This window comes from Verrucosispora sp. NA02020, assembly GCF_013364215.1.
Taxonomy (GTDB): Bacteria; Actinomycetota; Actinomycetes; order Mycobacteriales; family Micromonosporaceae; genus Micromonospora.
In genome coordinates this window covers 3076810-3102414 of the sequence record NZ_CP054923.1, presented here as the reverse complement: position 1 = coordinate 3102414, position 25605 = coordinate 3076810, and the positions used below count along the sequence as shown (strand labels likewise).

15 protein-coding genes and 1 riboswitch are annotated in these 25605 nt (G+C 71.5%); of the genes, 2 read left to right on the top strand and 13 right to left on the bottom strand.

The features are described 5' to 3' along the window. Positions 1-86 precede the first annotated feature (86 nt). From HUT12_RS13505 to HUT12_RS13480, 6 genes are read right to left on the bottom strand one after another with little or no spacing between them, the layout of a single operon-like run. Positions 87-1922: a hypothetical protein gene (locus tag HUT12_RS13505; RefSeq protein ID WP_176093600.1), complete on the bottom strand. Its 1836-nt coding sequence runs from the start codon at positions 1920-1922 to the stop codon at positions 87-89. Continuing rightward, the gene (locus HUT12_RS13500) at positions 1915-6390 is read right to left on the bottom strand and encodes a DUF6603 domain-containing protein (protein ID WP_176093599.1); all 4476 of its coding nucleotides are present in this window, start codon (positions 6388-6390) and stop codon (positions 1915-1917) included. The genes HUT12_RS13505 and HUT12_RS13500 overlap by 8 nt, the downstream gene beginning before the upstream one ends. A 2-nt stretch (positions 6391-6392) precedes the next feature. Continuing rightward, positions 6393-7667, bottom strand: coding sequence for a ComEC/Rec2 family competence protein (locus HUT12_RS13495; RefSeq protein WP_176093598.1), 1275 nt, complete (start codon positions 7665-7667; stop codon positions 6393-6395). A 33-nt stretch (positions 7668-7700) separates the two neighbouring features. Next, entirely contained in the window at positions 7701-10133 is a 2433-nt protein-coding gene (locus tag HUT12_RS13490) for a LamG domain-containing protein (RefSeq protein WP_176093597.1), read from the bottom strand. After that, on the bottom strand, positions 10130-10315 hold the full coding sequence (locus HUT12_RS13485; protein WP_176093596.1) for a hypothetical protein: 186 nt from the start codon (positions 10313-10315) through the stop codon (positions 10130-10132). The genes HUT12_RS13490 and HUT12_RS13485 overlap by 4 nt, the downstream gene beginning before the upstream one ends. Before the next feature lie 52 nt (positions 10316-10367). Then, on the bottom strand, positions 10368-13946 hold the full coding sequence (locus tag HUT12_RS13480; RefSeq protein ID WP_176093595.1) for a hypothetical protein: 3579 nt from the start codon (positions 13944-13946) through the stop codon (positions 10368-10370). Between the two features lie 492 nt (positions 13947-14438). Further along, positions 14439-14554: riboswitch (SAM riboswitch) on the top strand. Between the two features lie 52 nt (positions 14555-14606). Here HUT12_RS13480 and HUT12_RS13475 point away from each other — a divergent pair. Further along, complete coding sequence (locus HUT12_RS13475; RefSeq protein ID WP_254877050.1) at positions 14607-15836, top strand: aminotransferase class V-fold PLP-dependent enzyme; 1230 nt, start codon at positions 14607-14609, stop codon at positions 15834-15836. Here the strand turns inward: HUT12_RS13475 and HUT12_RS13470 are convergent. Genes HUT12_RS13470 through HUT12_RS13450 form a run of 5 tightly spaced genes read right to left on the bottom strand, consistent with a single transcriptional unit; the run spans position 15814 to position 21424 of the window. After that, entirely contained in the window at positions 15814-17691 is a 1878-nt protein-coding gene (locus HUT12_RS13470) for a GMC oxidoreductase (protein WP_176093593.1), read from the bottom strand. The genes HUT12_RS13475 and HUT12_RS13470 overlap by 23 nt on opposite strands. Continuing rightward, the gene (locus tag HUT12_RS13465; protein WP_176093592.1) at positions 17688-18764 is read right to left on the bottom strand and encodes a hypothetical protein; all 1077 of its coding nucleotides are present in this window, start codon (positions 18762-18764) and stop codon (positions 17688-17690) included. Before HUT12_RS13465 ends, HUT12_RS13470 begins: the two co-directional genes overlap by 4 nt. Before the next feature lie 16 nt (positions 18765-18780). Beyond that, a complete protein-coding gene (locus HUT12_RS13460; protein ID WP_176093591.1) occupies positions 18781-19590 on the bottom strand; it encodes an ABC transporter permease in 810 nt (269 codons plus the stop codon). After that, positions 19587-20411, bottom strand: a complete 825-nt coding sequence (locus HUT12_RS13455; protein WP_176093590.1) for an ABC-2 family transporter protein — start codon at positions 20409-20411, stop codon at positions 19587-19589. Before HUT12_RS13455 ends, HUT12_RS13460 begins: the two co-directional genes overlap by 4 nt. Then, entirely contained in the window at positions 20408-21424 is a 1017-nt protein-coding gene (locus HUT12_RS13450) for an ATP-binding cassette domain-containing protein (RefSeq protein WP_131050885.1), read from the bottom strand. Before HUT12_RS13450 ends, HUT12_RS13455 begins: the two co-directional genes overlap by 4 nt. Before the next feature lie 173 nt (positions 21425-21597). Between HUT12_RS13450 and HUT12_RS13445 the strand changes: the two genes are divergently transcribed. Beyond that, positions 21598-22491: an aminoglycoside phosphotransferase family protein gene (locus HUT12_RS13445; protein WP_254876812.1), complete on the top strand. Its 894-nt coding sequence runs from the start codon at positions 21598-21600 to the stop codon at positions 22489-22491. Here HUT12_RS13445 and HUT12_RS13440 read toward each other — a convergent pair. Together HUT12_RS13440 and HUT12_RS13435 are read right to left on the bottom strand one after the other, a co-directional pair. Next, on the bottom strand, positions 22480-23787 hold the full coding sequence (locus tag HUT12_RS13440) for an NAD(P)/FAD-dependent oxidoreductase (RefSeq protein WP_176093589.1): 1308 nt from the start codon (positions 23785-23787) through the stop codon (positions 22480-22482). The genes HUT12_RS13445 and HUT12_RS13440 overlap by 12 nt on opposite strands. Before the next feature lie 40 nt (positions 23788-23827). Further along, positions 23828-25498, bottom strand: coding sequence for a thiamine pyrophosphate-binding protein (locus tag HUT12_RS13435; protein ID WP_176093588.1), 1671 nt, complete (start codon positions 25496-25498; stop codon positions 23828-23830). Between the last annotated feature and the right edge of the window lie 107 nt (positions 25499-25605).

Sequence of the window (25605 nt, the reverse complement as noted above, 5' to 3'; positions counted from 1 at the left end):
ATACCCGTGCAGTCCGGCGGCGCGCCGGGGTCAGCGCGCCGCCGGCCGCGTGCCGGGCCGCCCTGCCGACGTGGGGGCCGCCCGGTTCACGTCAGGAAGGTCACCCGCTCGGCGGTCTCGGTGAGCTGCAGCGCCAGATCGCCCGAGTCGAGTTCGGTGGGGGCCACCCCGAGCGCGTCGGCGATCGCCGCACCCAACCCGGCCACCGGCACGGTCCGCAGCGCGCCCAGCGGCAGCGGACCGACCGGCGTCGGGGTGGCCGTCACGCCACCCGGGGCCCGCAGTGTCTTGCCGATGGTGCCGTCGCCGAGTTGCTCGACGGCGAGGTGCTGGCCCTCCGGCGGTTGGTGCAGGTCCAGCCGGGCAAGCTCCCCCTGGAAGAGGCAGAGCAGGATGTCCGGCGTCAGCCGCGCGGTGCGCCAGGGCGTCAACCGCCGGGTGCCGGCCGGGTCGGCGTACGCGTCGACGAGCAGCCCCGGGTAACCGGGCACGACCGCCGACCGGATCAACGCCCCGGTCACCGTCGGGAACTCCAGCGGCGGCGGATCGTCGGCGTCCCGCTGCGCGTCGGCCGGACCGAGCCGCCCGATGCTGGTCGCGCCGTCGACGAGGTGTCGGATCCAGCGTTGGTCGAGACCGACGAAGCGGATGCTCTCCGCCGGGAGCAGCTTCTCGTCGGGCAGCAGGTAGGGCAGGGGCACACCGTCCAGTTGCGCGAGCGCACGCAGCCAGGTGAGCAGGCCCTCCGGCATGTCGGTGTCCGCCGCCGGCACGGCCAGCGGGTAGTCGACCGGAACGGTCTGCTTGGCGGCGATGTCCCGGCGACGCCGCCAAATGTAGAGGCTGCTGCTGATGTCGGTGCTGCGCAGCGCGAGCAGCCGACCGAGCTGCCACGCCGCGGCATGGCTGACGTCGAACATGCCGACGTCGGTGTGCAGCCTCAGCAACGCGTCCGCGCTGCGGGCCGGGGTGACCGGCCCTCCGTCGGTCGCCCCGGTGCTCAACGGTCCCCGGTACCAGCCGATGCTGCGGCCACCCTGGCGCAGCCGGTGCCGCAGCGGCACCAGTCCCTGGGTCAGGAACCCGTTCGCGGTCGCGTTGCCCACGTCGGGCAACCGCAGGTCGCCGCCGTCGGAGGCCAGATCCCGCACCAGCCCGGGAAACGAGTGGTCGGCGCTGACGCAGGCGAACCGCCAACTGGCCAGGCTCACCAGCGGCACGGTGGAACCGCCGGTGCCACCCCGGCCCGGATGCGGCAGGTCGAGCCCGGGGGCACCGAGTCCGTCGGCCCGGAACCGGTGCTCCAGCGACACCAGGTGCACCGTGCTGGTCGTACCGGCGCCGGGCAGTCGGTTGCCGACGACCACCGCCGCGTCCGGGTCGGCATCCGGCCCGGTGCCACCCCGGACGTGGGCCAGCAGCCGCAGCTCGGCGTACGCGGGCATCAGGCTGGTCAGCAGAGCGGCGGGCACGTCGATCACGGTCACCGGGTCGTCGGCGGAGTCGTGTCGCTCCAGGACGGTCGCCGGCTCGGGCAGCCTGCCCTCCCGGGTCAGCGCCCCCACCGTGGTGGTCCGTGGCTGCGGCTTCTCGTCCTCGTCGAAGAGCAGCAGCGCCAACCACGGCGGACGGTCGTCGCCGCCCCCGCCCGGATCGCGTTCCCAGGGCAGTGAGGGCCGGTCGAGCACCACGTGCGGCAGCACGTTGCCGTGGTCGCCCAGGCTGCCGTCGGGTGGGAAGACCGCGCGGATCGCGGTCGGTGGCAGGGCGAACCGGTCGCCGCCGACGCTGAACCGGCGGCTGGTGCCGAACGACTCCGTCGCGGAGCCGACCGCGACGGCCTGGGTCACGGTGATGGCGTAGTCGCCGGCCTCCAGTGCCGGGCGTCGGTGCGCGGCGAACGTGACGGTGTTGTCAGACATGAGCGGCCACCCGGGGGATCTCGTGGAACTGGCTGGTGTCGAAGCCGGTCAGGTCGACCGACGCGTCGGGCAGCAGGTCCGTCAGCAGCCCGGCCCGGGCAGCGGCAACGGTGGGCGCCGTCATGCTGCCGACGATCAGCTTCGCGCGTTCGGCGTCGCTGCCGTCGAGATCCGCCACCGCCGCCGGGGCACGCCGCCCGATCGCGTCGGAGACCTCGAACAGGGCCGTGTCGGCCTGCACCGCGCTCCGGTCCAGCCACGCCGGCTCGGGCGTCACCGTCGGGCGGGGTGTGATGGTGTACCCGGTGAGCAGATCCGGCGTCAGTGCCGGATCGGTCGGCGACGGGGTGAGCCGGCCACCCCACAACGCGTTCGGCAGCCGCTTGACCACCGGCCGGTAGTCGAACTGGTCCTCGGCCGGGACGCCGTCACGGGTGATGGTGATCCGGTGGGTGGCGGTCGCGTTCCCGACGGCCACCCCCATCGGGCCGACCCCGAACCGGGTGCTGCCCGCGTCGGCCGGCAACGCCGCCTCGGCGGTGCCGGTGCCGCGCCTGCCCCTGCTGCTCGGGACGCTGCTGTCGGTGCTCAGCACCAGCGTGGTCGGGTCGACCACGCCCAGGTCGTCGTCTGCGGCGTCGGCCGCCGCCCGATGGCTGTCGCCGCGCAGCGTGACGCTGACCAGTTCGGCCGGGGCCGGCAGCAGCGTCGACCGGAATCCGGTCCAGGACAACGGCGTCGCGCCACCGCCCCGGTCGGCGCCGAAGGAGATGCGGATCGACGTGACGTGCAGGTCGATCGTCGCGGTGCCGCCGAAGTCCGGGCCCCACAGGTCGACGTCGGTGCCGACGTGCACGTTGATCGTGTGCGTACCGAAGAAGTGGTACGTGTACGACGCCCCGATGCTGACGTGCAGCGACGCCTCGTAGTGGTACGGCTGCCACGAGATCAGGAAGTCCATGGCGGCGTCGAACCAGGCGCGCAGCGACCCGTCCTGGTAGACGGCACTGAGCCCGCCACCGGCCATCAGGGCCCCCGGGGTCAGCGCGTAGTACGCCGACCCGGACATGCTCAACTGTGGCGAGACCTGCCAGGAGAACCCGAGCCGGGGCACGGTCGGGTAGTGCGCCGGCACCGGGAAGTGCGGGTGATAGCCACCGGCGGTCAGCACGAAGTCCCCGGAGTGCTCGCCGGCGAACCAGGTCGAGAACGCGATACCGCCGACGAGGTGACAGGCCCGCGACAGCAGGTAGGAATTGCGCGTCAACTGCGCCTGCACGCCCAGGAACCCGTCGTCGGGTACGAAGCTGGCCCGCAGCGCCAACTGCACCTCGGCGACCGGGGTGACCGCCTCGGTCCCCGGCGCGCGGGCCGGCAGGGTCAGCGTGGACAACCCGAGCACGTCCAGTTCGAAGCGGTGCCCGAACGTCGCCGCGACCAGCACGAACGAGTCGAGCATCTCGAACGAGCTGACGTGCACCCCGGCGGTGAGCAGGATGTCCCCGACCGACGGGGGCAGCCACGTGGCGAGGCTGCGCAGCTCGGCACCGAGGCTGGTGCCCGGCGCCGCCGCTCCGGTCGCCTCGGCCACCAGCGGGAACGACGCCACGTCGTCGACCGGCGGCAGGACCAGACGCCGGTGGTAGCCGAATCCGGCGGCGATGCCCCGGACGTGGAAGAACGGCGGCCCACCGACCGGGGTGTCCAGGTACGCGTAGACGAAGACCGACGGCCCCGCCGGCAGTTGCGCGTACGACCCGATCGCGGCCAGCGACAGCGACTCGGTGCGCAGCTGCGCCATGCCGCCGTACGCGGGATAGCTGACCCCCTCGTACTCGATCTCCGACCGGAGGAACGCGCCGGTGATGCTGACCGGGCCGGCAGCGTAGGACAGGCCCATCCCGGACAGCCCGAACGACGGCACCGAGAGCGGGTCGGTCAGCGAGATCCCGACCTCGAGCCCGTCCAGGGAGAGGGTGAGGCCGGCGACGGCGACCGACGCGTCCAGCAGCAGCGCGAGGCGCGGATCCTGGCCGTCGTGCTGCCGGAAGGCGACGCCGACCCGGGCGAGCTGGACCGGACCGAAGGCGCGCTGCACCGGGAGCCAGGAGGTGTTGTCGCCGGTGACGGTCTGCTTCGGTGGCGCGGGTACCGGCCCGGCCGGCGGGTTCGCCGTCCCGTTCACCCCGCTGACCGGCACCGACACCGGCTGGCCGAACGGTCCGAGGCGCAGCGTCCCGTCGACGGTGAACCCGGCCGGCAGACCTGCTGCCGGCAGCGCGGGTATCTCCGCCGGCAGCAGCGCGTTCAGCGCGGTGACGTCGGCGGCACCGAGCGCGGCGGTGGCCGCCACGACCCGGAGCAGGTCCATCCCGATCGTCGTGTCGCCGGTGAGATGCTCGCCGACCACCGGCAGGTCGGCCAGGTCGACCGTGAGCGCGAGGTCGACCCCGAAGACGTACGCCGTCCCGGTCCCCTCGACCGGCCGGGTCAGGGCGAAGAGCAGGTGCCGGGGGTCGACGACGATGCCGTGCGGCACATAGCCGGCGGCGGTCGGGGAGACCGCACCGACCAGGGCACGCACGTCCGGCACCGGATCGGTGGAGGCATGGGTGTACGAGGCGGCCAGCCGCCGCGCGGTGGCGTCACCGGCCAGGTGCAGGTCGAGCTGCGGGTGGAACGTGCTGCCGTCGCCGACCGGTACCGCGAGCGCGATCAGCCCGTCGAAGGAGCGCTGCGCGGTGTCGACCGTGACGGTGATCGCCACGTCGGTGTCGTCGACCGGGAACCGGGCCTGGCCGGTGACGAAGACCCGCTGGGTGCCGGTGGAGACGTCGACGCCGAGATTGTCGATGGTCAGGTCGGCCAGCGGCGCCGGCAGGGTGAGGCCGTCGAAGCGTTCGGCCAGGGACTCCACCGCCGGCCCGATCGGGATGAGCTGGCCGGGTCCGGTCTCGCCGGTGAACTCCCACTTCCGGTCGGGGGCCGGGTCGTAGTCGGCGGTCATCGTGACGGTGACGTCGTCGATGACGAAACCCGCCATCGCCTGCATCTGTGTACCGGTGGTGTCGTGGTCCAGATCGAAGGTGAGACTGGTCAGCTCGACCTGGTCGGTGAGGAACCAGTTGCCCGCCACCACGATCTCGCCGCCGAACGTGGTGCCGGTCGTGCCGACCGGCAGGTTCACGTCGGCCTGGAACCGGGTGATTGCCAGGTCGGGCAGGTGACCGGGATCGGCGCCGGTGAAGTGCTGGTAGACCTCGCGGATCCGCAGCGGCGCGTCGCCGTAGAGACCGCCGCCGAGGTGCCGTGACCTCGGGTCGGCGACGAGTTGCAGGGTGCCCTCGTCACCGATCCCGAGCAACCCGTTGACCAGGAACGACGGCGTCGCACTCGGGCCCGGTCGGTCGACCCGTACGGTCAGCTCCAGGGCCTGCAGTTCCAGCAGGTCGTCGACGATGATCCAGTCCGCCTCGGCGCGGACGGTCAGCGCGATGTGGTTGATCGACCAGGTGCCGCCGCTGTGGGCCAGGCAGACCACCACCTCGCCGAGACTGATTCCGGCGTCCGGGTCGATGTCGAACGGCAGGGTCAACCGGTCCAACCCGGCGAGGTCGGCGACGTCGTCGAGGGTGAGCGCGCCCAGTCCGCTGAAGTCGGCGGCCAGGATGATGTCGTTGTCCCAGCCGGCGACCTGGGCGGAGAGCAGCACCCGGTGGCTCTGCCCACCGGTGCCGACGTCGATCGCGCCGGTGAGGACCAGCACTGCGACGACCTCACTGTCGGCGGTGTGCAGGTTGAGGTCGGGGGTGCCGAAGATCTCGTACCGCAGGTCGGTGACGTCGAACAGGCCGAGGGGGAGGGGCTCCCCGTCGGCGCCGTAGAGGATGACGCTCGGCACCGTGGGGTGCGGCAGCGGGTAGCCGTCCGGTGCGAGGGTGACCATGGTGATGTCGCCGACGACCGGGTGCGTCGTGCCCGGGAACAGCAGCGCGATGGCGGCCATCTCGCTGGTGATCCGCAGGTCGCCGGTGAAACGCATCGCCGCGTCGGCCGGATCGGGCGTCGGGTCGTCGCCGGTCGGTGCCAGCACCGCCGTGTCCAGCGTCATCACCGGTCCGGTGAAGCGCAGCGTGGCCAGCAGGGTGCCGGCCAGCGCCGGGAAGGTGTCTGCGAGCGACCAGGTCGGCGCGCCGGTGGCGGCGACCCGTACCCCGGTGACCGTGTCCGCGGCGAGGGCGAAGCGGGCGGTGACCGCCAGCCCGGCGAACGGGCCGGGTGCGCCGGTGCCGTGGACCTCGACCGCGTCGGCCTGGTCGACGCGGACGCAGTCGGTCAGGGTCAGTCGGCCGGTGGGCAGGAAACGGCCGAGATAGGTGGCGTGGTCCGCGTCCAGGCTGGAAAGCGGCAGGTCGAGCCGGCCGGTGGCGACCGTGGCCAGCAGCGTCTCCAGGGTGTGCCGATTCATGATCAGGCCGTCCAGGCGATGTCGAGGTTGCCGTGCGACCCGGTGATGTACACCGGGACCGGGATGTCCATCTGCTGGACCTTGTACCGGCTCACGTTCATGTCCCAGCACCATCCCTTGTGGGCGGTGGCAGGGACGCGGCCCGTGAAATTGTCGATGTACTTCTCCACCGTGGGCCAGGCCGGCAGGTGGTGCGAGGTGCTGCCCTCCCGGGCCGCGCTGATGATCGCCTCCGTCTTGGGTTTGACCACGTCCAGCAGTTCCTTCGAGCCTGACGTGACCTTGCTGCCGTGGTGGGCGATGTGCATCACGTCGACCCCGGTGATCCGGGTCTTGGTCGGTGCGGCGTACTTGCCGGCTGCGATCAGGTAGTGCTCGGTGCTGGTGGTGGCGTCACCGCAGAGCAGCAGCTTCTTCCCGTGCGCCTCGACCAGCAGCACCAGGCTGGCGCGGTTCCTGGCCTTCTTGGTGTCCTTGTCGGTCTTGTAGTCGTGCGCGACCCCGCCGGCGAGGATGGTGACGGTGCAGTTCGGCTCCGCGATGATCCGGATACCGCCCTTGTCGTCGAGACGATCCACCTGGTCGGCGGCGGTGGCGGCGACCACCGCCTCGCCGTCGAGCGTGATCTCGCCGCGGACCACGCTCTGGTCGGACGGATCGACCTCCAGGTTGTGCACCACCTTGAAGATCTTCGTGGCGTCGGCCATGTGTTTTCGGAGCCAGTCGATGGCGCCGACGTAGTCCTGGCTGTCGCCGCTGTGGTAGACCCGCCCCACCGTCATCTTCCGACCGGTGCGGTCCTCGTCGAGCACGGACGTCAGGTAGTTGTAGTGGTCCTCGTCCGGATGGGTGAAGACCATGACGTCGATCGTGCTGCTGCCCAGCAGGTAGCGGGGCACGTTCAGGCTGTTCCAGATGTACTGCGCGTGCGCGTCACCGGTCGTGGTGTCCAGCGTGGTCGAGCCGCAGTCGACGAGCACCGTCTTGCCGCCGGGCGTCTTGAGCACGATGCAGTCGCCCTGCCCCGACCGCAGGAACGTGGCGTAGAAGTTCGTGTCCGCGCGTGCCCCCACCACCGCCGGCGTCGATCGGGTGACCGGCTCCAGGGTGGTGGCCAGTTGCAGCAGCTCCACCGATATCTTCGCCGCGATGGCCGCCTTGTGGGCGGCGTCGGTCATCGCCTTCTTGGCCTTGACGTCCTTGCGTTCGGTGTTCTTGGGTGCCTTGCTGGAGTCGGTGGTCTTGCTCGTGGTCCGCGTCCGTTTGCCGTTCGGCATCGTGCCGTGCTCCTCCGCTTCGCTACCGATGACCTAGAACGGGAAGTGCCGTGCCAGATCGAGCAACCGGCGCAGGTCCGACTCACCGATGCCGGTGGATCCGAGACGCAGCGAGGTGAACGACGCGGTCCGGGCGAAGATGTCCCGCAACTCGTCGGAGCCGGTGTTGCCGTCCTTGAACAGGAAGCCCTCGGGACGGCCCTCGATCCGGTGCCAGAACTTGTTCGCGTGATGGAACCTCAGGCTCGGAAAGGTCCCCTGATTCGCCGGGACATCCGCCTGGAACAACTCCAGGAACACCTGCTTACCGGCTGCCTGGTCCCGCCGTTCCACCCGGAGATGGCCCTCGCCCCCGCTGACCGCGACCTTGTCCACCCGCATCGACGTGAACACGCCCAGGCGGGCGAAGATGTCACTCAGGTCGTCGCTGGTCGGCGGTCCCCACTTGAACATGAACCCGTCGGGGCGGCACTCCAGCCGGTGCCAGAACTTGCCCGCGTGGTGGAACCGGATGCTCGGGTAGGTGGTCACGTCGGCGGGTGTCTCCGACTGGTACAGCTCCAGGTAGATCTGGTTGCCGCCGGTCTGACCCTCGCGGCGCAGCTGCAGGTGCTCGGTGGCGGCGCGTACGGTCAGTTTGAACGGCGCGGCGGTGCCGCCCACCGCGACGTTGTTGCCGATCGGGTTGATCGCCAGCGGTGCGCCGGAATGCGACTGGACCCAGGAGTACGTCCGGTCGTAGCCGAGCCGTAGGTTCGGCGCGTTGGTCGGCCCCACGATGAGGCTTCCACCGTTGGCATCGGTGAACCGGTCGAACAGGTGCAGTTTCGCCGACGCCGTCCCGGCACCGAGCGCGACCTGGGTGCCGGTGAACAGCAGCGGGCTCCGCTCCACGTCGACGCTGACGAACCCGTCCTGGAACCCGGGGACGTTGCGGTACGACAGCACCACCGGCGCGTGACCCGGCGTGGTCAGCCCGTGGACCGGACCGATCCCCAGCTCCAACCACTCCTCGGCGGCGATGGTCGTGTCCTGCTTCGGGGTCAGCGTCCACATCGCCCGCTCGTCGTCGATCATCTTGTCGACGTCCCACGCCACACCGGTGGCACCGCTCAACGCCACCTGCACCGCACCGACCTGGCCGGCCGTGGTCAACGCCCAGTCCCGGGTCTCGTTCGCCAACTGCACGTCGAACGAGAGGACCAGCGCGGACGCCCGCTCCTTGCCGACGGTGGCGGAGCCGGCCAGCGCGATCGCCACCCGGCGGGAGACGTTGGCCACCCGCAGCCGCAGCGAGCTGGTGCCCGACCCGTCGCTGAGCACCCGGTTGCCGCCGACGAAGGCGACGTCCAGCGGGATGTCCGGTCGACCCCGGTGGTTCACCACCTCCAGCGACTGCTGCCGGGTGCCGACGATCTCGCTGGTCTCACCGGTGTAACCGAGCCGCTGATAGGCCAGTTCGACCCGGGTCACCCGGGTGCCGTCGGTGCCGTCCGCACGCAGCCCGGTCAACGGCAACTCGACCGACGCGGCGGCCGGGACGACCGCGTTCGCCGGACCGCGCAGATACAGCTCCGTACGGGCCTCGTTGGCGGCCAGCGCCCACCCGCTCGCGGCCAGCCCGACCGTACTCGCCGGGGCGATCGTGCCCGGCCGCAGGCTCAGGGTGAGGTGCCGGTTCGTCACCGACGGCGCGCCGCTCAGCGGCCAGAGCGTGATGTCGTGCCGGGACGAGTTGGTCACGCGCAACGTGAGCGTCTGGCTGGTGGCGGCGTCGTCGATGTACAACACCGGCTGCTGGTCGACGTTGGCCAACTCGAAGTCGAGCGGGTGGGTGCGGACGAACGACGTCACCGGCGACTCGTCCACGGCCATCAGCTCGGTGACCTCGGCAGCGCTCAGGGCCGTGCCGTACAGCCGTACCGCGGCCACCGACATCGGCTGGTACTGACTGGCGTTGCCGGGTGGCCGCCCGACCACGAAGCTGCTCTGCACCGTCGGCGGCGCCCCGACGTTCGCCTCCAGCACCACCACACCGTCGAGGTGGATCCGAAGCAGCGTGGTGCCCCGGGTCACCGCCAGGTGGTGCCAGGTGTCGTAGGTGAACAGGCCGGCGCCGCTGGAGTACCGGACGTTGGTGCCCGGCAGGTCGGCCATGATGCGGCCGAGCACGTTGACGTGCACCCCGTAAAGGTCGCGGCCCATCAGGGTCTGCATGCCCGAAGTCTGGGTGGGCACCCGGAACCAGCCGCACATCGTGTAGGTCGTGTACGGCGGCAGGGTCGCGGGCGAGACCACGGCGTCGCCGACCCCGTCCAGGGTCAGCACCGCACCGAACTGGTCGTCCGGCGACACGGTCGGGTTCCCTTCGAGCCGGCCGTCGAGCTGCCCCTTGCCGTAGTCGACGACGACGTTGCCCGGGGCGATGTCGTCGAGCTGCCAGAACAGCAGCGGCTCCGGGCTCATGCCGACCGCACCGGGGTGAGACGGGCCTGCTCGGCCTCGACGGACGGGGCCTGCACCTGCGCACCGGCCTGCCGGCCGATCGTCTCGATCAGCTCGTAGACCCGGACGTACGGCAGTTGGCCGAGCGCCTCCAGGACCATGTTCGTCTGTTCCAGGGACAGGTCGAGGGTGATCTGTGGCATCGGGTCGCCTTCTGAGTCGAGGTGTGGACGTGCCGGAAGAGGGGGAGAGCGGTCAGACGGTCGGGCGCTGACGCAGGCTGAGCCAGCCCTCGCGAGCGGTCAGCGCGGTGGGGAACGCCTCCGCGAGCTCCGGGGGCTCGGCGACCTCCACCCAGGAGGCGCCGTCGCGTTCGCGCCACGACCAGACCCGGTCCGGGTCGGCCGCCGGTGTGACCAGCGCCGGCGCGTCGGCCTCGGTCAGCACGGGCGCTGCCAGGAAGCCGACCTCCAGTCGGGCCAGCGCATCATGGTGGTGGGCGGGATCCAGCCGGCAGGAGACCGTCGGCAGCACCCCGGTGGTGGCGTGTACCGCCCCGGCCGGCTCCACCAGCGCGGTCAGTGTCAGCGTCGGCAGGTCGATCCCGACGGCGAGCGGCGGGTCGCCGTCCTGCTCGGCCAGCGTGACCACGTCGTGGTACTGCTCGCCCAGGGTGCCGTCCGGCTGCTCCCGCCAGAAGCCGAGCGTGCCGTCGCCCAGCCGCCCGTGCTCGCCCAGCCGCACCGGGAACCGGACGGACGGGTACGCGTTGCTCTCCCGACCGACGCGGCGCAGATCCTGCCGGAAGACGTTCCAGTCCTGGTGGATCACGGGCAGCCCCGGCGCCTCCAGATCGAGTGCCAGCCGGACCACCGCCACCGGCCGACCGACCAGCACCGCCCGCGCCCGATGCTGCCCCGGGTCCTCGGGCTCGACCGCGTCCAGCGACTCGTCGAGCCGGGACACGAACTCGGCCAGCCCGTCGGCGCCCAGCCCACGCAGCCGCTGCACCACCGCGCGCAGCCGCACGTTGCCGATCGACCCGACCTCGGTGACCGGCCCCTGCGGGGAGGACTGCCACCACGCCTGCCGTGGGGCGGCCGGGTCGGCGGTCAGGTAGAGCGTGCCGAGCCAGTCCCCGTCCGCCGCGTACACCCGCAGCCCGTCGTCGAGCGGATCGGGCAGCAGCCACCCGCAGACCGGGGAGGACTGCGGCAACCCGCTCAGCGCTCGCCCGGCGGCCTCGGCGTCGAGCAGGTCCAGCCGTACCCGCGCCGGCACCGCCAGCCGGGGCGGCATCGCCACCCAGGTCGGCCGGTTCGGCATGCTCAACCAGGTGGTGGTCCGGGGCTTGTCGGTGTCGACGTCGTACCCGATGCCGAAGCTGTCCACGATCCGCAAGCGCCGCACCCGCAGCGCCCCCGCCCGGACCGGGTTGAAGTCGCTCAGCGGCACCGGCGCGTGCCGCCCCTCACCCGCCACCGCCTGCTGCACGAGCGCCGCCAGCGACCGCCCGGCTGGAAAACCCAACGGGTCGGTGATCGGCAACTGACGCACCATCTGCAGCATCACCAGGGCGTCGTTGAAACCACCCAGGCTCTGCGCCAGGTTGCTTCCCTCGTGCGCGGCGAGATGCCGGTACGCCGTCGCGAGCGTGCCCAGCCGCGCGTCGTCCTGCTGCGCCGCGCACCAGTCCAGTAGCGGTCCCGGGTCGTCGTCCAGTTGGTCGGCGGTCCACGGGTCGAGTCCCGCCGCCGTCCGCTCGTCGTTCGCCCGGGCCAGCGGTGTCCCGCGCAGGTACCGCATGATCCGGGTGGAGAGCACCGGCCGCGCCGACGCCGACAACACCGTGCTGCCGGTGTAGACGTTCGCCGCCGTGTCCAGCACGTCCTTCTCCGCCCGGGGGCGCAGTTCCCGGTCCCCGTCGGGCAGCTCGTAGTTAGTCGTGACGAACGCCGGGTCGAAGTCCCGCCCGGACGGGTCCAGGTTGTTGCCCGCCCGCGCCGGGAAGAACTCGACCTCCCAGTGCAGCAGCACCGGATGCCACGGCTGACCCGTCCACGACCGCAGCGCGGGATGTTCCGGTTGCCCGGTGGCGAGCTTGGTGGCCAGTGCCGCGAGCAGGTCACCGAGGCGGGTCACCCCGGTCGCGGTCCGCAGGTCGGCCTCGGAGACGGCCAGCTCCACCGCCAGGCACGGCAGCAGCCCGTCCGGCTGGTCCGCGCCGTCGCGGCCGTACCGGTCCGACGGGGTGGCCGCCGCACCGGTGAGCAGCACCACCGGTTCGTTCGGCACCTGGTACGGCGTACCCGGGACCTGTTGCAACTCGAACCGGCTCCGCGCGGTCGCCGCCGCCGTGGCGTTGACCGTGTCCAGCGCCGACTGCGCGGCCTGCCGGGCGGCCTGCAACCGGTGCGCCAGACTCGTGCCGGTGTCCACCGGCGGCCAACTTCCCAGCCTTGCCAACCGGGCGGACAACGCCGACACCTCCCGCCGCAGATACCAGCCGACGAGATCCGGGTCCGGATAGTCCTCCCGGGCACCCGGTGGCGGGTACGCACAGACCAGGTACCGGGTCCAGTCCGCGAAGATCCGCCGCCGTGCCCCGGCGACCTCGGCCGCCGCCGCGTCGTACGCCGACTGCGCCTCGTTCAGCGCGACCAGCAGGTCGCCGAAGCTCCCCGGCAGCGCCAACCGTTCCCGGGCCTGGCGCTGCGGCACCGTGACCGGCGCCCCCTCGTCCCCGCCGTCCAGCGGGTCGTCCTGCCGGCGGACCGTCCAGGCCACCCCGGAGGCGACCGTGCCGAACGACGCGGCATGCCGGGCCTGAGCCAGCCGGGCCGGCAGGTCCAACACGCCGCTCTCCAACTCGTCGGCGACGGTCAGCGCCTCCAGCAGCTCCTCGGTCTGCGTCTCGGTCACCCCGGGCAACACCGCGCCGAGGTGCGCGGCGAGCGCCTCGGTGGCGGTGTTCGCCACCCAGACCCCGCTCTCGGAGTCGGTCGTCGGGCCGGGCACCGGCGCCCGCTTCGCCGTCGCGGCGAAGGTCAGCCGACCGAAGCAGAGCATCCGCGCCGGAGCGTCGCCGCCGGTGTCGGCCGGCACCGACCAGTCCAGTTCGTCGGCGATGGTCTGCGGCCAGCTCGGCCCGGCCGCCGTCGCCACCACCGCCAGCAGTTCGTCGTCGGCCGTCTCGGCATACCAGCCGACCACGTCGTAGCGCAGGCCGTTCGGCGGCGGCACCGCCCCGTAGCCGTCGTCGTGCAACCCGAACACGCTCGACGAGTTCGGATAGAACGCGGCGAAGGTCGGCTCGCCGTAGCCGAGCGCGGTGAGCGCGGCCACCCGGTCGGTCGGCGTACCGGGCCACGCCGACAGCGGCAGCTTCCGGCCGAGATACCGCCACGGGCGTCCGGTGGTGCCGCGTGGATCGGCCGCCCGCAGCGGATAGGTCACCCCGCCCCGGTCGACGTCGCCCAGCGCGTCGCTCTCCACCATCCAGCGGTCCTGGGCCCCACCCGGCGCGGTCCGGGTGACCAGCCACCGGTTCGGCACCCGGGGCAGGTCGACGGCGGGCGCACCACCGCCGGTCGCGGCGCCGTGCGTCAACCGGGTCAGCGCGTCCGGCAGTGACCAGTGCAGGTGGATGCCGGCCGGCAACAGCAGGTCCTGCTGGAACGACCCGGGCAGGATGGCGTCGCTGAGGTTGCGCTCACCGAAGTCGGCGTCCCGGCCGGTGCTGGCGTCGACGTACGGCAGGCGGGTGAAGTCGGCGGTCGGTCCGGTCACGGTCCGGTCGGTGGCGAGCCACAGGGCGTCCACCCTGACGGGCACGGCGAGTATGCGCATGGTGATGCGTTCCCCAATGGTTGCGGCGTGGTCGCTGCGGTAACGCCGGTTCACCGTAGGGCAGATCAGAGCGCGAAAGTGTTTCGCAAAGCTGACAGTCGAACCGCTGGTCCGTCCATCATGGAGTGTGCTATTCCGCGTGGTGGAGACGCTTTCCGGACAGTGTTCCGTCGAATCACCGACATGCCGCGCCGACCCGCGTTCACATGGCCGACAGAGCAGCGGCGAAGGGGCTCCGAGCCGATCGGCGGCAGGTGACTGTGGTCACTGTGCGTGGTGAAGCGCGCCCGCGCAATCGCGCACCCGGGGCGTCGGATTCACGTCTGTTCCCGAGCGGCCACCCGGACCGGCGCGACAGCGAGCCGACCGGTCAGGCGGGACGACTCAAGGGGCTGTCTCGTGTCGTACGAACAGGGACATGCCGGGTGCCCGACGGGCACTGGCGGGCGGGCTCGCCCGTGTGGCAGCATCGGCAGCGGTCAAGAGTGTCAGCGCAAAGGCCCCGGCCTGCTGACCGGCAACCCTCGTATCCGCGGTGGGGTGCCTCCGGGTGAGACCAGGCCGTCGGCGATCGCCGGAGGCAAGCGCGGACCCGCACGGGTCCACTGTCACCTGAGGACGAGTGTGCCCACGATCGCTCCTGCCGTGCTCGGCGTCGACCTTTCGGTCCGTCTCTCCGACGGCACCACCGTCGCGTACGCCAACCTCGACTACGCCGCCACCGCACCCTGCCTCGTCCCGGTCGCCGACGCGGTCACCGAGCTGCTGCCCTGGTACGCCAGCGTGCACCGGGGCGCCGGCCTCGCGTCGCGCCGGTGCACGCTGGCGTACGAGCAGTCCCGTGAGACCGTCGCGGACTTCCTCGACGTCCGGCCGGACGACCACGTGATCTTCACCCGGAACACCACCGACGCGATGAACCTGCTCGCCCGGGCCCTGCCCCCGCACACCACCGTGGTGACCTGGGCCGGCGAACACCACGCGAACCTCCTCGCCTGGCCGAACGTGCACCGCCTGCCGGTGCCCGCCGACCTGCCCGAGGTGACCTCCGGGCTGACCCGGGCGCTGGCCGACCTGGGCGACGCGGGGCCGGTGCTGGTGGCGGTGACCGGCGCCTCCAACGTCACCGGCGAGGTCTGGCCGACGGCCGAGATCGCGGAGATCGCCCATCGGCACGGCGCGCGGATCGCCGTCGACGCCGCCCAACTGGCCCCGCACCGCCCGGTCTCCATGGCCTCCGCCGGTATCGACTACCTGGCGCTCTCCGGGCACAAGCTGTACGCGCCCTTCGGTGCGGGCGTCCTGGCCGGCCGCGCCGACTGGCTCGACGCCGCCGACCCGTACCTGTCCGGCGGTGGAGCCACCAGGCACGTCGGTGACGAACCCGCCGAGGTGCAGTGGCAGACCGGCCCGGCCCGACACGAGGCCGGCACGCCGAACCTGCTGGGAGCGGTGGCACTCGCCGCCGCCTGTGCCACCATCTCCGCCGCCGCACCGGACGTACTCGCTCACCACGAGCAGGAGCTGCTGGCCCGACTGCGCGACGGCCTCGGCGCCCTGCCGCAGGTGGCGGAACTGCGCACGTTCGACGCCGACCACGACCGGGTCGGCATCGTCAGCTTCACCGTCGCCGACCGGCGGGCAGCCGACATCACCCACCGGCTCTCCGCCGAGCACGGCATCGGCGTACGAGACGGCTTGTTCTGCGCCCACCCGCTCAGCCGGAAGCTGTTGGCCGACGCGGCCACGCGGCTCGGCCGCCCCACCGACGGGTACGCGATCCGGGCCAGCATCGGCATCGGCACGACCGCCGAGCACGTCGACCGACTCCTGCACGGACTACGCCAGGTGATCAACACGCCCCGGGGGCGGTGAGTCGTCCGGTGCTGAGGTGGGCGGCGAGGCGCATGGCCAGCGCCGCCAACGTCAGCGTCGGGTTGGCCGCCGGTGAGTTCGGGAAGACGGACAGGTCGCAGACATAGAGGTTGCGGTGGCCGGCGACGCGCAGGTCCTCGTCGACCACCCCCGGCCGCTCCCGGCCCGGCGTGTCGCGACCCATCCGCATGGTGCCGACCTCGTGCGACACCCCGCCGAGCGGAGCCCAGAGCTGCTCGTACACCTCGCCTCCGAAGGCGGACACCACATCGGCGGTGATCGTGTCGAGGGCGTCCTGGACCTGGTGGGCGCGCGGGCTGGGATGGATGCGGATGGTGGGCAGCGCGGCGGGCTTCCCGCCCACCGGCCGGGTCTCGGTCAGGGTGACGGCGTTCTGCTCGACCAGCGGCGCCTCGACCATGAACACGAGTTCGCCCGGCATCTTCCCGTCGACGGTGGCCAGGTTCGCGCCGGTGAACTCCAACGCGTTGACGAAGCGGAACTGGTTCAGGTTGGCGCCGAGGTCCAGCGTGACGCTGTACGGGTGGGCGGGGTCGGTGTCGGCGGCGTCGGTGAGGTGCCGGGAGACGGTCTTGCTGGAGTCGAACCGGCTGTACCAGTCCCCGCCCTGCCGCATCCAGAACTTCACCACGTGGATGGGATGGTCGGTGATGCCGCGTCCGACCAGCGGGATGTCCTCGGCGAGGCCGGACGACTGCGCGACGGCGGCAGTGCCGACGGTGCCGGCGGCCAGCACCACCACGCCGTCGTCGGCCAGTCGGTAGGTGCGGTCCCGGCCGGCCAGGTGGTCGTACGTCACCACCCCGGTGACCTCGCCCGCCGCCCGCTCGACACCGACCACCTCGTGGTTCAGGTGGACCCGCAGGTTGCCGAAGCGGCCGTCCTGCATCGCGCGGCTGAGCAGCAGTTCGGCAGCCGACCAGATACCCGCCGGCACCGCGCCGGGGACCGGACCGCAGTACTCGATCGCCATCGGGGGATCGAAGTGCCGGAACTCGGCCAACGCGGGCAACTCCCGCAGCTTCGCCTTGACCATCGTCTGGTACGACGACGGGACCAGGGGAGTGACACGGGTCAGCTGCTCCGCGCGGTCGTACCAGACGTCGTACAACTCGTCGCGGACCGTCTCCGGCCAGTCGCGGAACTCCCACCGGTGCATCCGGGGTGCCGAGGCTCCCCAGAACAGGGTCCGGCCGCCGAGGTTGAGGCCCTGCGCGATGCGTGCCTTGGCGCTCTCGGCGTCGGCGGCCCGCCAGCGCCGACGCCCGAACGCACCCCAGTGGTGAAAGATGTTGGGGTACACGTCGGGACCGACCGGTTGGTAGCGGGCCAGGTTGCCGGTGTGCGTCCCGAACAGGTAGCTACCGGCCTCCAGCAGCAGGACGCGCGGTGGCCGACCGCCCCGCCACGGCGTCTCGGCGAGCTGGTACGCCAGGGTGCCGCCACCGGCACCGGAGCCGACGACGATGACGTCGTAGCGCCGCGTGGACTCCGGATCGCCGGGGAAGAAGTGCCGGGCGACGTGCGACTCGCCGACGAGGACGTCCTGGTGCCGCGCGAAGTGGACCCGCCCGTCGATGCGGCAGGCCGGGGCGGCCAGTTCGGCGGTGCTCAGGTGCAGCGGCCCGTCGAGCTGGGGGTCGCCGTCGAGGACGACGACGACCTCGACACCGTCGGGATGCGCCGCCGGATCGAGCGTGGCGGTCCACTCGCCGGTGCGCTGGTCGTACCGGAAGTCCTGCGTGCCGGTGCCGACGATCCGCAACTGGAGGTGGTCGTCCGGGCGCAGGGTCGGCATCCGCAGGAGCACCGCGCACTCCGCGTCCACACTCACGTCCCGCCACCCCGTCCCGCGTCCGTGGGCGTGCCCTGATGGACAGGCCGGTGATCCGTGGCCGGCTCCTGCGTCGGATGACGCCGGATCTCCTCCACGGCCTGCCGCAGCACCCGCACCTCGGTGTCGAAGACGCGCTCCAGGCGCGGCATGGCCTCCTCGACGAACCGGGAGGACCGTCCCTTCTGCTCGTGCCACAACATCCCGTTGCGCAACGCCACCGCGTCGGTCTGCATCGCACGGCAGTCGTCCACCAGCGGTGCCAGTGCCGGGGCGAGTTCGGCCAGGCGGAGGAACCGCTCCGTCATCAGCCGCTTGTGCTCCCAGAGCACGTGCAGGTACCGGATGTCGTACGCGGCGTCGCCGTTGAGGTAGTCGCGCAGGTACCCGCGCAGCGGCACGTAGGAGTCGACGCCGTAGGCCCGCTCCCACTCCTCCTGGAGCATGTCGACCCGGCGGCTCGGATTGGCACCGGACAGGTACTCCTCGAACGCGCCGCCCACCACGTGCAACCGCATCCGGTAGCTGGCGTCCGGTCGCAACCGGTAGAAGTAGACCTGGAAGCAGTCGTTCTCCACCTCGTCCAGGCTCGCGTACGCGCGGGCGACGTCGTCCTGCCCGACGGTGGTGGTCCGCAGCGACCCGTTCGCCGTGTAGCCGTAGACGGTGAAGGTGCCCTCGTCGTCGTCGACGCCGCTGAGCAGCACGTCGTGGGTCTGGTGCCACTGCTGGTAGGGCGCCCGGCCCGGCAGGTGGTGCTCGTCCAGGTTGAGATAGGGGTAGTAGCCGGCGCCGATGGAGTCGCGGCAGAGCGCGACGATGTCCGCGCCGACGCACGCGACCCACTCGCGGCTGGTCCGGACCACCTCCAGCCACGGACTGATCGCGTGGTCGTAGAGATAGAAGCCGAACGGCACCGGCGAGTCCGGTGCCTTCGGGTCGAAGGCGACGTGGATGTAGTTGCTCAGGATCCAGTCTCGGGCCCGTGCCTCGGTGGCCAGGATCGCCAACGGGAACGCATAGAACTGGTAGCCCCGCGCCAGCGGCTCACCGAGCGGCAGCTGTCTTCTCATACCGATGCCTCTCCTCTCAGCTACCGGTCATCTCGTACCGGCGGATGCCCATGCTCCAGGTGCCGTAGCCGACGCACAGCGCGCCCGCCGCCACCAGCGGGGTGAGCCAGACCAACCGGCCGTCGCCGCCGAGCAGGAACTCCACCGGGATGTACGCGGTGAACGCGAACGGCAGCACCCACGTCAGCACGGACCGCAGCACGCCCGGGTAGATCTCCAGCGGGAACGCCGCGAACTCGGAGAGCTGGTTGGCGGCGTGCATCGCGGGTTGGCTGGTGATCGTCCAGAAGGCGATCGAGGCGAAGATGAGCTTGATCCCGGTGTAGATCAGCGTGCCGCAGAGGACCAGACCGGCACCGACCAGGACCATCTCGGCGTCCACGTCCAGCCCCAGTCGCCGGCCCGCGTACCCGAGCAGCGCGAACCCGACCAGCAGCTCGCCGAGCGCGTCGGGCCAGAAGAACCGCTCCGACAGGACGCTGAACAGCGGGTTCACCGGACGGATCAGGTGCCGGTAGAAGTCACCGCTGCGGATCAACTGCCACGCGACCACCCACAGGTAGTCGGTGAAGAGCCGGTCCAGCCCGCGGGGCAGCAGCGCGAAGCCGAGCAGGAACAACACCTTGTCCAGGGACCAGCCGCCGACCGTGGGCACCAACTGGAAGATGCTGCCGATCAGCAGGACCTGGACGCCGACCCGGAGCAGGAAACCGACGCCACCGAGCAGGAAGTCGGTGCGGTACGCCACGAGTCGCCGGAGGCTGACCCCGCCGAGGAACCAGGTCAGCCGCGCGTAGCGCAGCGGCGTACGACCGGGGCGGGTCATCCGCCGAGGACCTGTACGCGTCGGACGAACACCCGCCACAGCACCGCGCACGCGCCGGCGAGCAGCACCGCCCAACCCACCTGCCCGGCCAGGACGAGCGCCGCGTCGGACGCGCCGTCGTACCGGCCGGTCAGCAGACGGACCGGCGCGTACACCATGGACTGGAAGGGCAGGACCGAGGCGGCGGCGGCCAGCGGTGCCGGCATCAGGTCGAGTGGTACGAGCTGACCGGCGAAGAACACCACGACGCTCTCCTTGACGATGCGGATGCCCCAGATGTTGGTGGTGACGATGCCGCAGAGCCCGACCAGCATGTTGAGGCTGAACGCGATGACCACCGAGGACGGCACCGCGGCCAGGAACAGCAGCAGGTCCACCGGGGCCGGGGACTGTAGGGGGAAGAGCACCGCAAAGATCAACAACGTGGGCAGGCCCACCATCAGCAGATTCGTGATCAGCACCGGCAGGGCGGTGAAGATCCGCATCACCGGGTAGCTGACCGGACGGATCAGCGCGACGGCGATGTCACCGCGCAGGATGTCCTGCCCGATCTCGCTGTCGACCTGGTTGGCGTGCAGCACACCGAGCACCTGGGCGGCGATCAGATAGGTGGTGATGCCCTCGATCCCGAAGCCGCCGGGGCCCGTGTCGGGGCTGGACGCGTAGACCGCACGCCACAGGAAGACCACCACGGCGGTGCTGGTCGCCGTGGTGGCGAGGCTGACGAAGAAGCTCGCACGGTACTGCAGGGTCGCCTGCAGGCCGCTCACCGCGAACGGCAGGTAGCGGCGCAGACGCAGGGAGGGGACGCCGACCGTCATTCAGCCGTGCTCCGCGCCGGCTGGCGACCACCGTAGATCTCCCGCAGCACCGTCTGCAGGTCCGGCTCCGGCGCGAAACAATCGGTCACGTCGAAGCGGTGCAGCACCCAGGTGAGTACCTCCCGGGCGGTGAGCCGGTCGACGGGAAAGCTGATCGTCACCCGCCGCTGGTCGTCGACGGAGACGCTGGTGCCGGTCAGCGCCTCCTCGATCCGGGCCGCCACCTGTCCCGGCGACTCGTCTCCCCGGTGGTCGAAGTGCACCGCCCGATGGCGGGCCGTCCGCAGCAGCGCCGCGAGCGTGCCCTGGTGCACGATCCGGCCCTGGTCGACCACCAGTACCTGGTCGCAGATGGCGGAGATGTCACTGATGTCGTGGCTGGTGAGGAAGATCGTCGTGCCGTGGTCCCGGTTGATCTGGTTGGCCAGGTCCCGGACGGCCTCCTTGAGCACCAGGTCCAGGCCGATCGTGGGTTCGTCCCAGAAGACCACGGCGGGGGTGTGCAGCAGACTGGCCGCGATCTCCGCGCGCATCCGCTGCCCGAGGCTGAGTTCCCGGATCGGGGTGGTGCCCAGCGCGTCGATGTCGAGCACGTCCCGGAACAGCGACAGGTTGCGCCGGTAGACGGCCTCGTCGATGTCGTAGATGTGCTTGAGGATCCGGAACGAGTCCGGCACCGACAGGTCCCACCACAGTTGGCTGCGATGACCGAACACGACACCGATGTTTCCGCTGTTGCGGACCCGCTCGCGGTACGGCTCGATCCCGTCGACCGTGCACCGCCCGCTGGTCGGGGTCGTCACGCCGGTCAGCAGCTTGACCGTGGTGGACTTGCCGGCACCGTTCGCCCCGAGGTACGCCACCCGGGAGCCGGCCGCCACCTCGAAGGAGACCTCGTCCACCGCGGTCACCGTGGTGTGACGCCGGCTGAACAGGGTCCGGAGGCTACCCAGCACGCCCGGCTCACGTTCGTACCGCCGGAACGTCTTGGAGAGCCCCTCCGCCCTGATCACCGCGCGTCGACCCGGCCGTGAACATCCGTCGTGACAGCGGATCCGCCCGGTCGAGTCAGCATTGCCAGACGATATGGGGTGGCCGTCGAGCGGGCAATACCCATTGATCGTCGTTCCCGGTGATGGGTGACCGGCGTGAATTGGTTGATCACGCCCTCTGTTATCGTGACTCGATGCAGGCGGACGCGGTGATCGCGATCGACGAGGCGGAACGGATCGCCCACGCGACCGGGCAGCGGGTGGTGGACGCGGTCCGCGTCCGGCGTGGATATTCGAACAACCGGCGGTGGCTCGCCCGGCTCGACGACGGCCGCACCGTCTTCGTCAAACACGCCGACGACGAGCCCGGAGCGATCTGGTTGCGCCGCGAGCACGCCGTCTACCAGCAGTTGCACGCGCCGTTCATGCCGGAGTTGCTCGGCTGGCACGACGACGGTGAGCTGCCCGTGCTCGTGCTGGAGGATCTCTCCGCCTCGACCTGGCCGCCGCCCTGGTCTCCCGAGCAGCTCCGGGCGGTCCGGGACACGCTGCGCGACCTGGCGGCGCGCCCCGCCATCGACGGCCTGATCCCCGCCTCACAGACGCAGTACGGCCAGGGCGGCTGGCCCGAGATCGCCCGCGACCCGGCACAGTTCCTGGCGTTGCGGGTCTGTTCCCCGCAGTGGCTGGACAAGTGCCTGCCCACCATTCTCGACGCCGCGGACTTCGCCGGCATGGACGGCGACTCGGTCACCCACCTCGACGTCCGCAGTGACAACCTCTGCTTCCGTGGCACCCAGCCGGTGCTGTTCGACTGGAATCACGCCGCCCTCGGCAATCCGCAGTTCGACCTCGCGTTCTGGCTGCCCAGCCTCACCCTGGAAGGCGGACCGCAGCCGGCCGATCTGCTCACCGATCCCGACCCGAGGGTGGTCACCCTGGTCACCGGCTTCTTCGCCAGCCGGGCCGGTCTGCCGTTCCTGCCGAAGCTGCCGCTGGTCCGCGAGTTCCAGCTCCGTCAACTCCAGGTCGCGCTGCCGTGGATGACCACCGTGCTGGGACTGCCCCCGGCGGAGTCAGTCGACTGAGCCACCGGCCCGGTCCGCCAGGATCTCCTCGGCCCGGACCCGGCCGCGCAGCACCGCGTCGTCCGAGTTGATATAGAGCCACTCACCGAACCGGCCGGCACAGTGGATCCGCCGCCGCCGGAACTCCTCCAGCAGATGCCCGCGCGCCTCGACGGTCCCCGGCGTCTGCACCGGGTACGCCCGAGGCACGGTGACCACACTCGCGGCGCTCACCCGGTCGTCGGCCCCGGCGATCCCGATGCGGCGCAGCGCCGCCAACACCCGATCCGGCAGGCCCTCCGGGTCGACCCGCTTGTGCGCGGAGAAGCTCACCTCGGCCTGGATGCCGAAGCACGGGCGCGCGCGCAACTCGGGATTGGAGTTCGAGTTCAGCACCAGCTTGTGGAACGGGATGTCGGGATCGGCGCAGTAGACCCGCTGCATCTCGGTCATGGCCGGCCGGTCGAAGACCAGGTTCACCAGATGGAGACTGTTGTGCCGCAGCTCGGCGGCGGCGTCCCGGCAGCAGTCGTCGAGACCGTCGGTGCGTCGCACCAACTCGTCCAGCGGCATGGTGGAGACGAGATGGTCGTAGTCGATCGTGGCGCCACCCTCGACCCGCACCGTCGACTCACCGGGACGGACCTCCACGACGTCGTGCCGCCGGATCCGGTCGCCGACCGTACGCAGAAAGCCCTGGTAGAGGTTGGCGAAGCCACCGGTGGCCGGATACCGCACGACGGCGTTCGGGAAGTCGGAGAAACGGTCGGGCCGTAACGCCCCACCGACGATCGCCGCCACGTCCGGGGTGACCACCCGGTTGCTGGTCCAGCCCGGCGCGATCTCGGTCAGCGGGAAGGCCCACAGCTTCTCGTTGTAGGGCAGCAGGAAACGGGCCGCGATGCCGGGCCCGAAGGTCAGCTCGATCCACTCCCGCAGGTTCGCCGGTGGCGCGGCGAGCGGCTGCCGGCGGGCGGCCTCGTAGAGGCCGACCAGGCACTCCTCCACCACCTCCGAGGGCAGACCGTGCAGATGACTCTGGAAGGGGTACCGGACGAAGGTGTCGTGACTGTGCACCCACGCCTCGCGGGGCTGCGCGTACACGCCCGGCTCGCAGAGCTGCTCGACCAGCTCCCGGACGTCGTCGTGCTTGGTGAAGAAGGCGTGCCCACCGAGGTCGAAGGTGGCGCCCCCCAGGTCGAAGGAGCGGCAGAGGCCACCTGGCTCCGCCTCCGACTCCAGGACGGTGTACTCCTCGTCGCCGAGATGGTAGGCCGCCGACAGACCGGCCGGGCCGGCTCCGATGATGACGATCACGAGTGTCGTCCCTCCTGCCCGACCGCTGCCGGCCGGCGTCTCAGCATGGCTGCCACCGTGGCCGGCGCAGGTAGCCCTCGGGCGAGGCGATGGCGAGCTGGAACCAACCGGAGACCAGGGTCGGGTCGAGCCGGCAGTCCAGGACGTACGGCCCCTCCGGGCGGGCGATCCAGTCGCGGATCGCCACCAGGTCGGAGACGTCCCGGACCACCGTCCCGGCCGCCCCCAGCGCCCGGCCGACGGCGGCGAAGTCGGTGGTCGGGAACAACGCGTCGGTGATGGGCAGGCCGCGCATCTCCAGTTCCCGCGCCTCCGCGCCGTAGGCGCTGTCGTTGAGCACCAGCAGCAGGATCGGCAACCGGTGGCGGACCGCCGTCTCCAGCTCGCCGAGGGCCATCAGCGCGCCTCCGTCACCGACGGCGGCGACCGTCGGGGCGTCGGGGCGGCCCACGGCGGTGCCGACGGCGGTCGCCAGGCCCAACCCGATCGACTCGAAGTCGAACGTGCTGACCCGTGCCCGGGGTGCGGCGACCCGCAGGTGACCCACCGCGTTCCCGGCCGCGTGGCTGCTCTCCTGCACCACCGACCGGTGTGCCGGCAGCCACGCGTCCAGTGTGGACAGCAAATCGGTGAGGTCGACGAAGCCGGGTGCCGGTGTGCCGGTCGCGGACGCCGGGGACGGCGGCGGCGGATCCCACGGCCCGGTGCGGAAGCCGGTGGCCCGATGCCCGCCGCGCCGCAGTTCGGCGGCGAGGGACCGGGCGGTTGCCGTGGTGTCCCCGGTCAACCGGACGGTGACCGGGGCCGACGCGGCACGCCGGGGATCAAGCTCGCAGTGCACGATCTCCCGCACCTGCGGGAAGAGGTGCCCGCCCCGGGTGGTGTACCGGTCCAGGCCGGTGCCGAACGCCAGGATCAGGTCCGCCGTCGCCATCAGATCGGCGGCGTACGCGGTGCAGTGCGCGCCGAGCAGCCCCACGTTCCACGGCTCACCGGCGAACAGCCCGTCGGCGTGCAGGGTCGTGCCGAGCACCGCACCGGCCCGCTCGGCCAGCTCGATCAGCGCCGCCCGGGCCGGGGGTGCGAGTGCGCCACGACCCGCCACCAGCACCGGTCGACGGCTCCGCCGGATCGCCTCCACGGCGGTGTCCAGAGCGGCGGCGTCCGGAAGCGGATGCGGTGCCGGTTCGGGCGGCCCGACCGGCTCGACCAACGCCTCGACCGGCTTGCGTTGCACGTCCAGCGGCACCGTCAACACCACCGGCCGACGATCGTGCACGGCACGCCGGGCCGCCTCGGCGATCTCCGGGCCGACCCGGTGCGGCTCGTCGAGGCGGCGGTGGGCGACCCCGACCGCGTCGAGCAGCGGCGCCTGGTCCAGGAACTGGCCGTAGTCGCCGTGCGTCGTGGCGGTGTCCCCGGCGAACAGCAACAGTGGTGTCTGGCCGCGCGCGCTCTCCAGGATGCCGGTGAGCGCGTTGCTGAACGCGGGACCGACACTGACCGTCGCGACCCCGAGCCGACCCGTGCTGCGCGCGTACGCGTCGGCCATGGTGACCGCGTTCGTCTCGTGCCGCGCCCCGATGTAGCCGATCCCGTGTCGGTGCACCATGTCGAGCAGGAATCCCATGTTGCCCCGGCCCATCAGACCGAAGACATGCCGTACGCCGAGCCGGTGGACCGAGGCCGCGATCGCTTCCTGCACCCGCATTCAGGACTCCCTGACATCGAGGCGGACCGGCAGCAGGGCCGTGGACGGTTCGGCCCGGACCGGGCTCGGAGGTCTTCGCGAAAGACAGTTCTCGATATGATTGACCT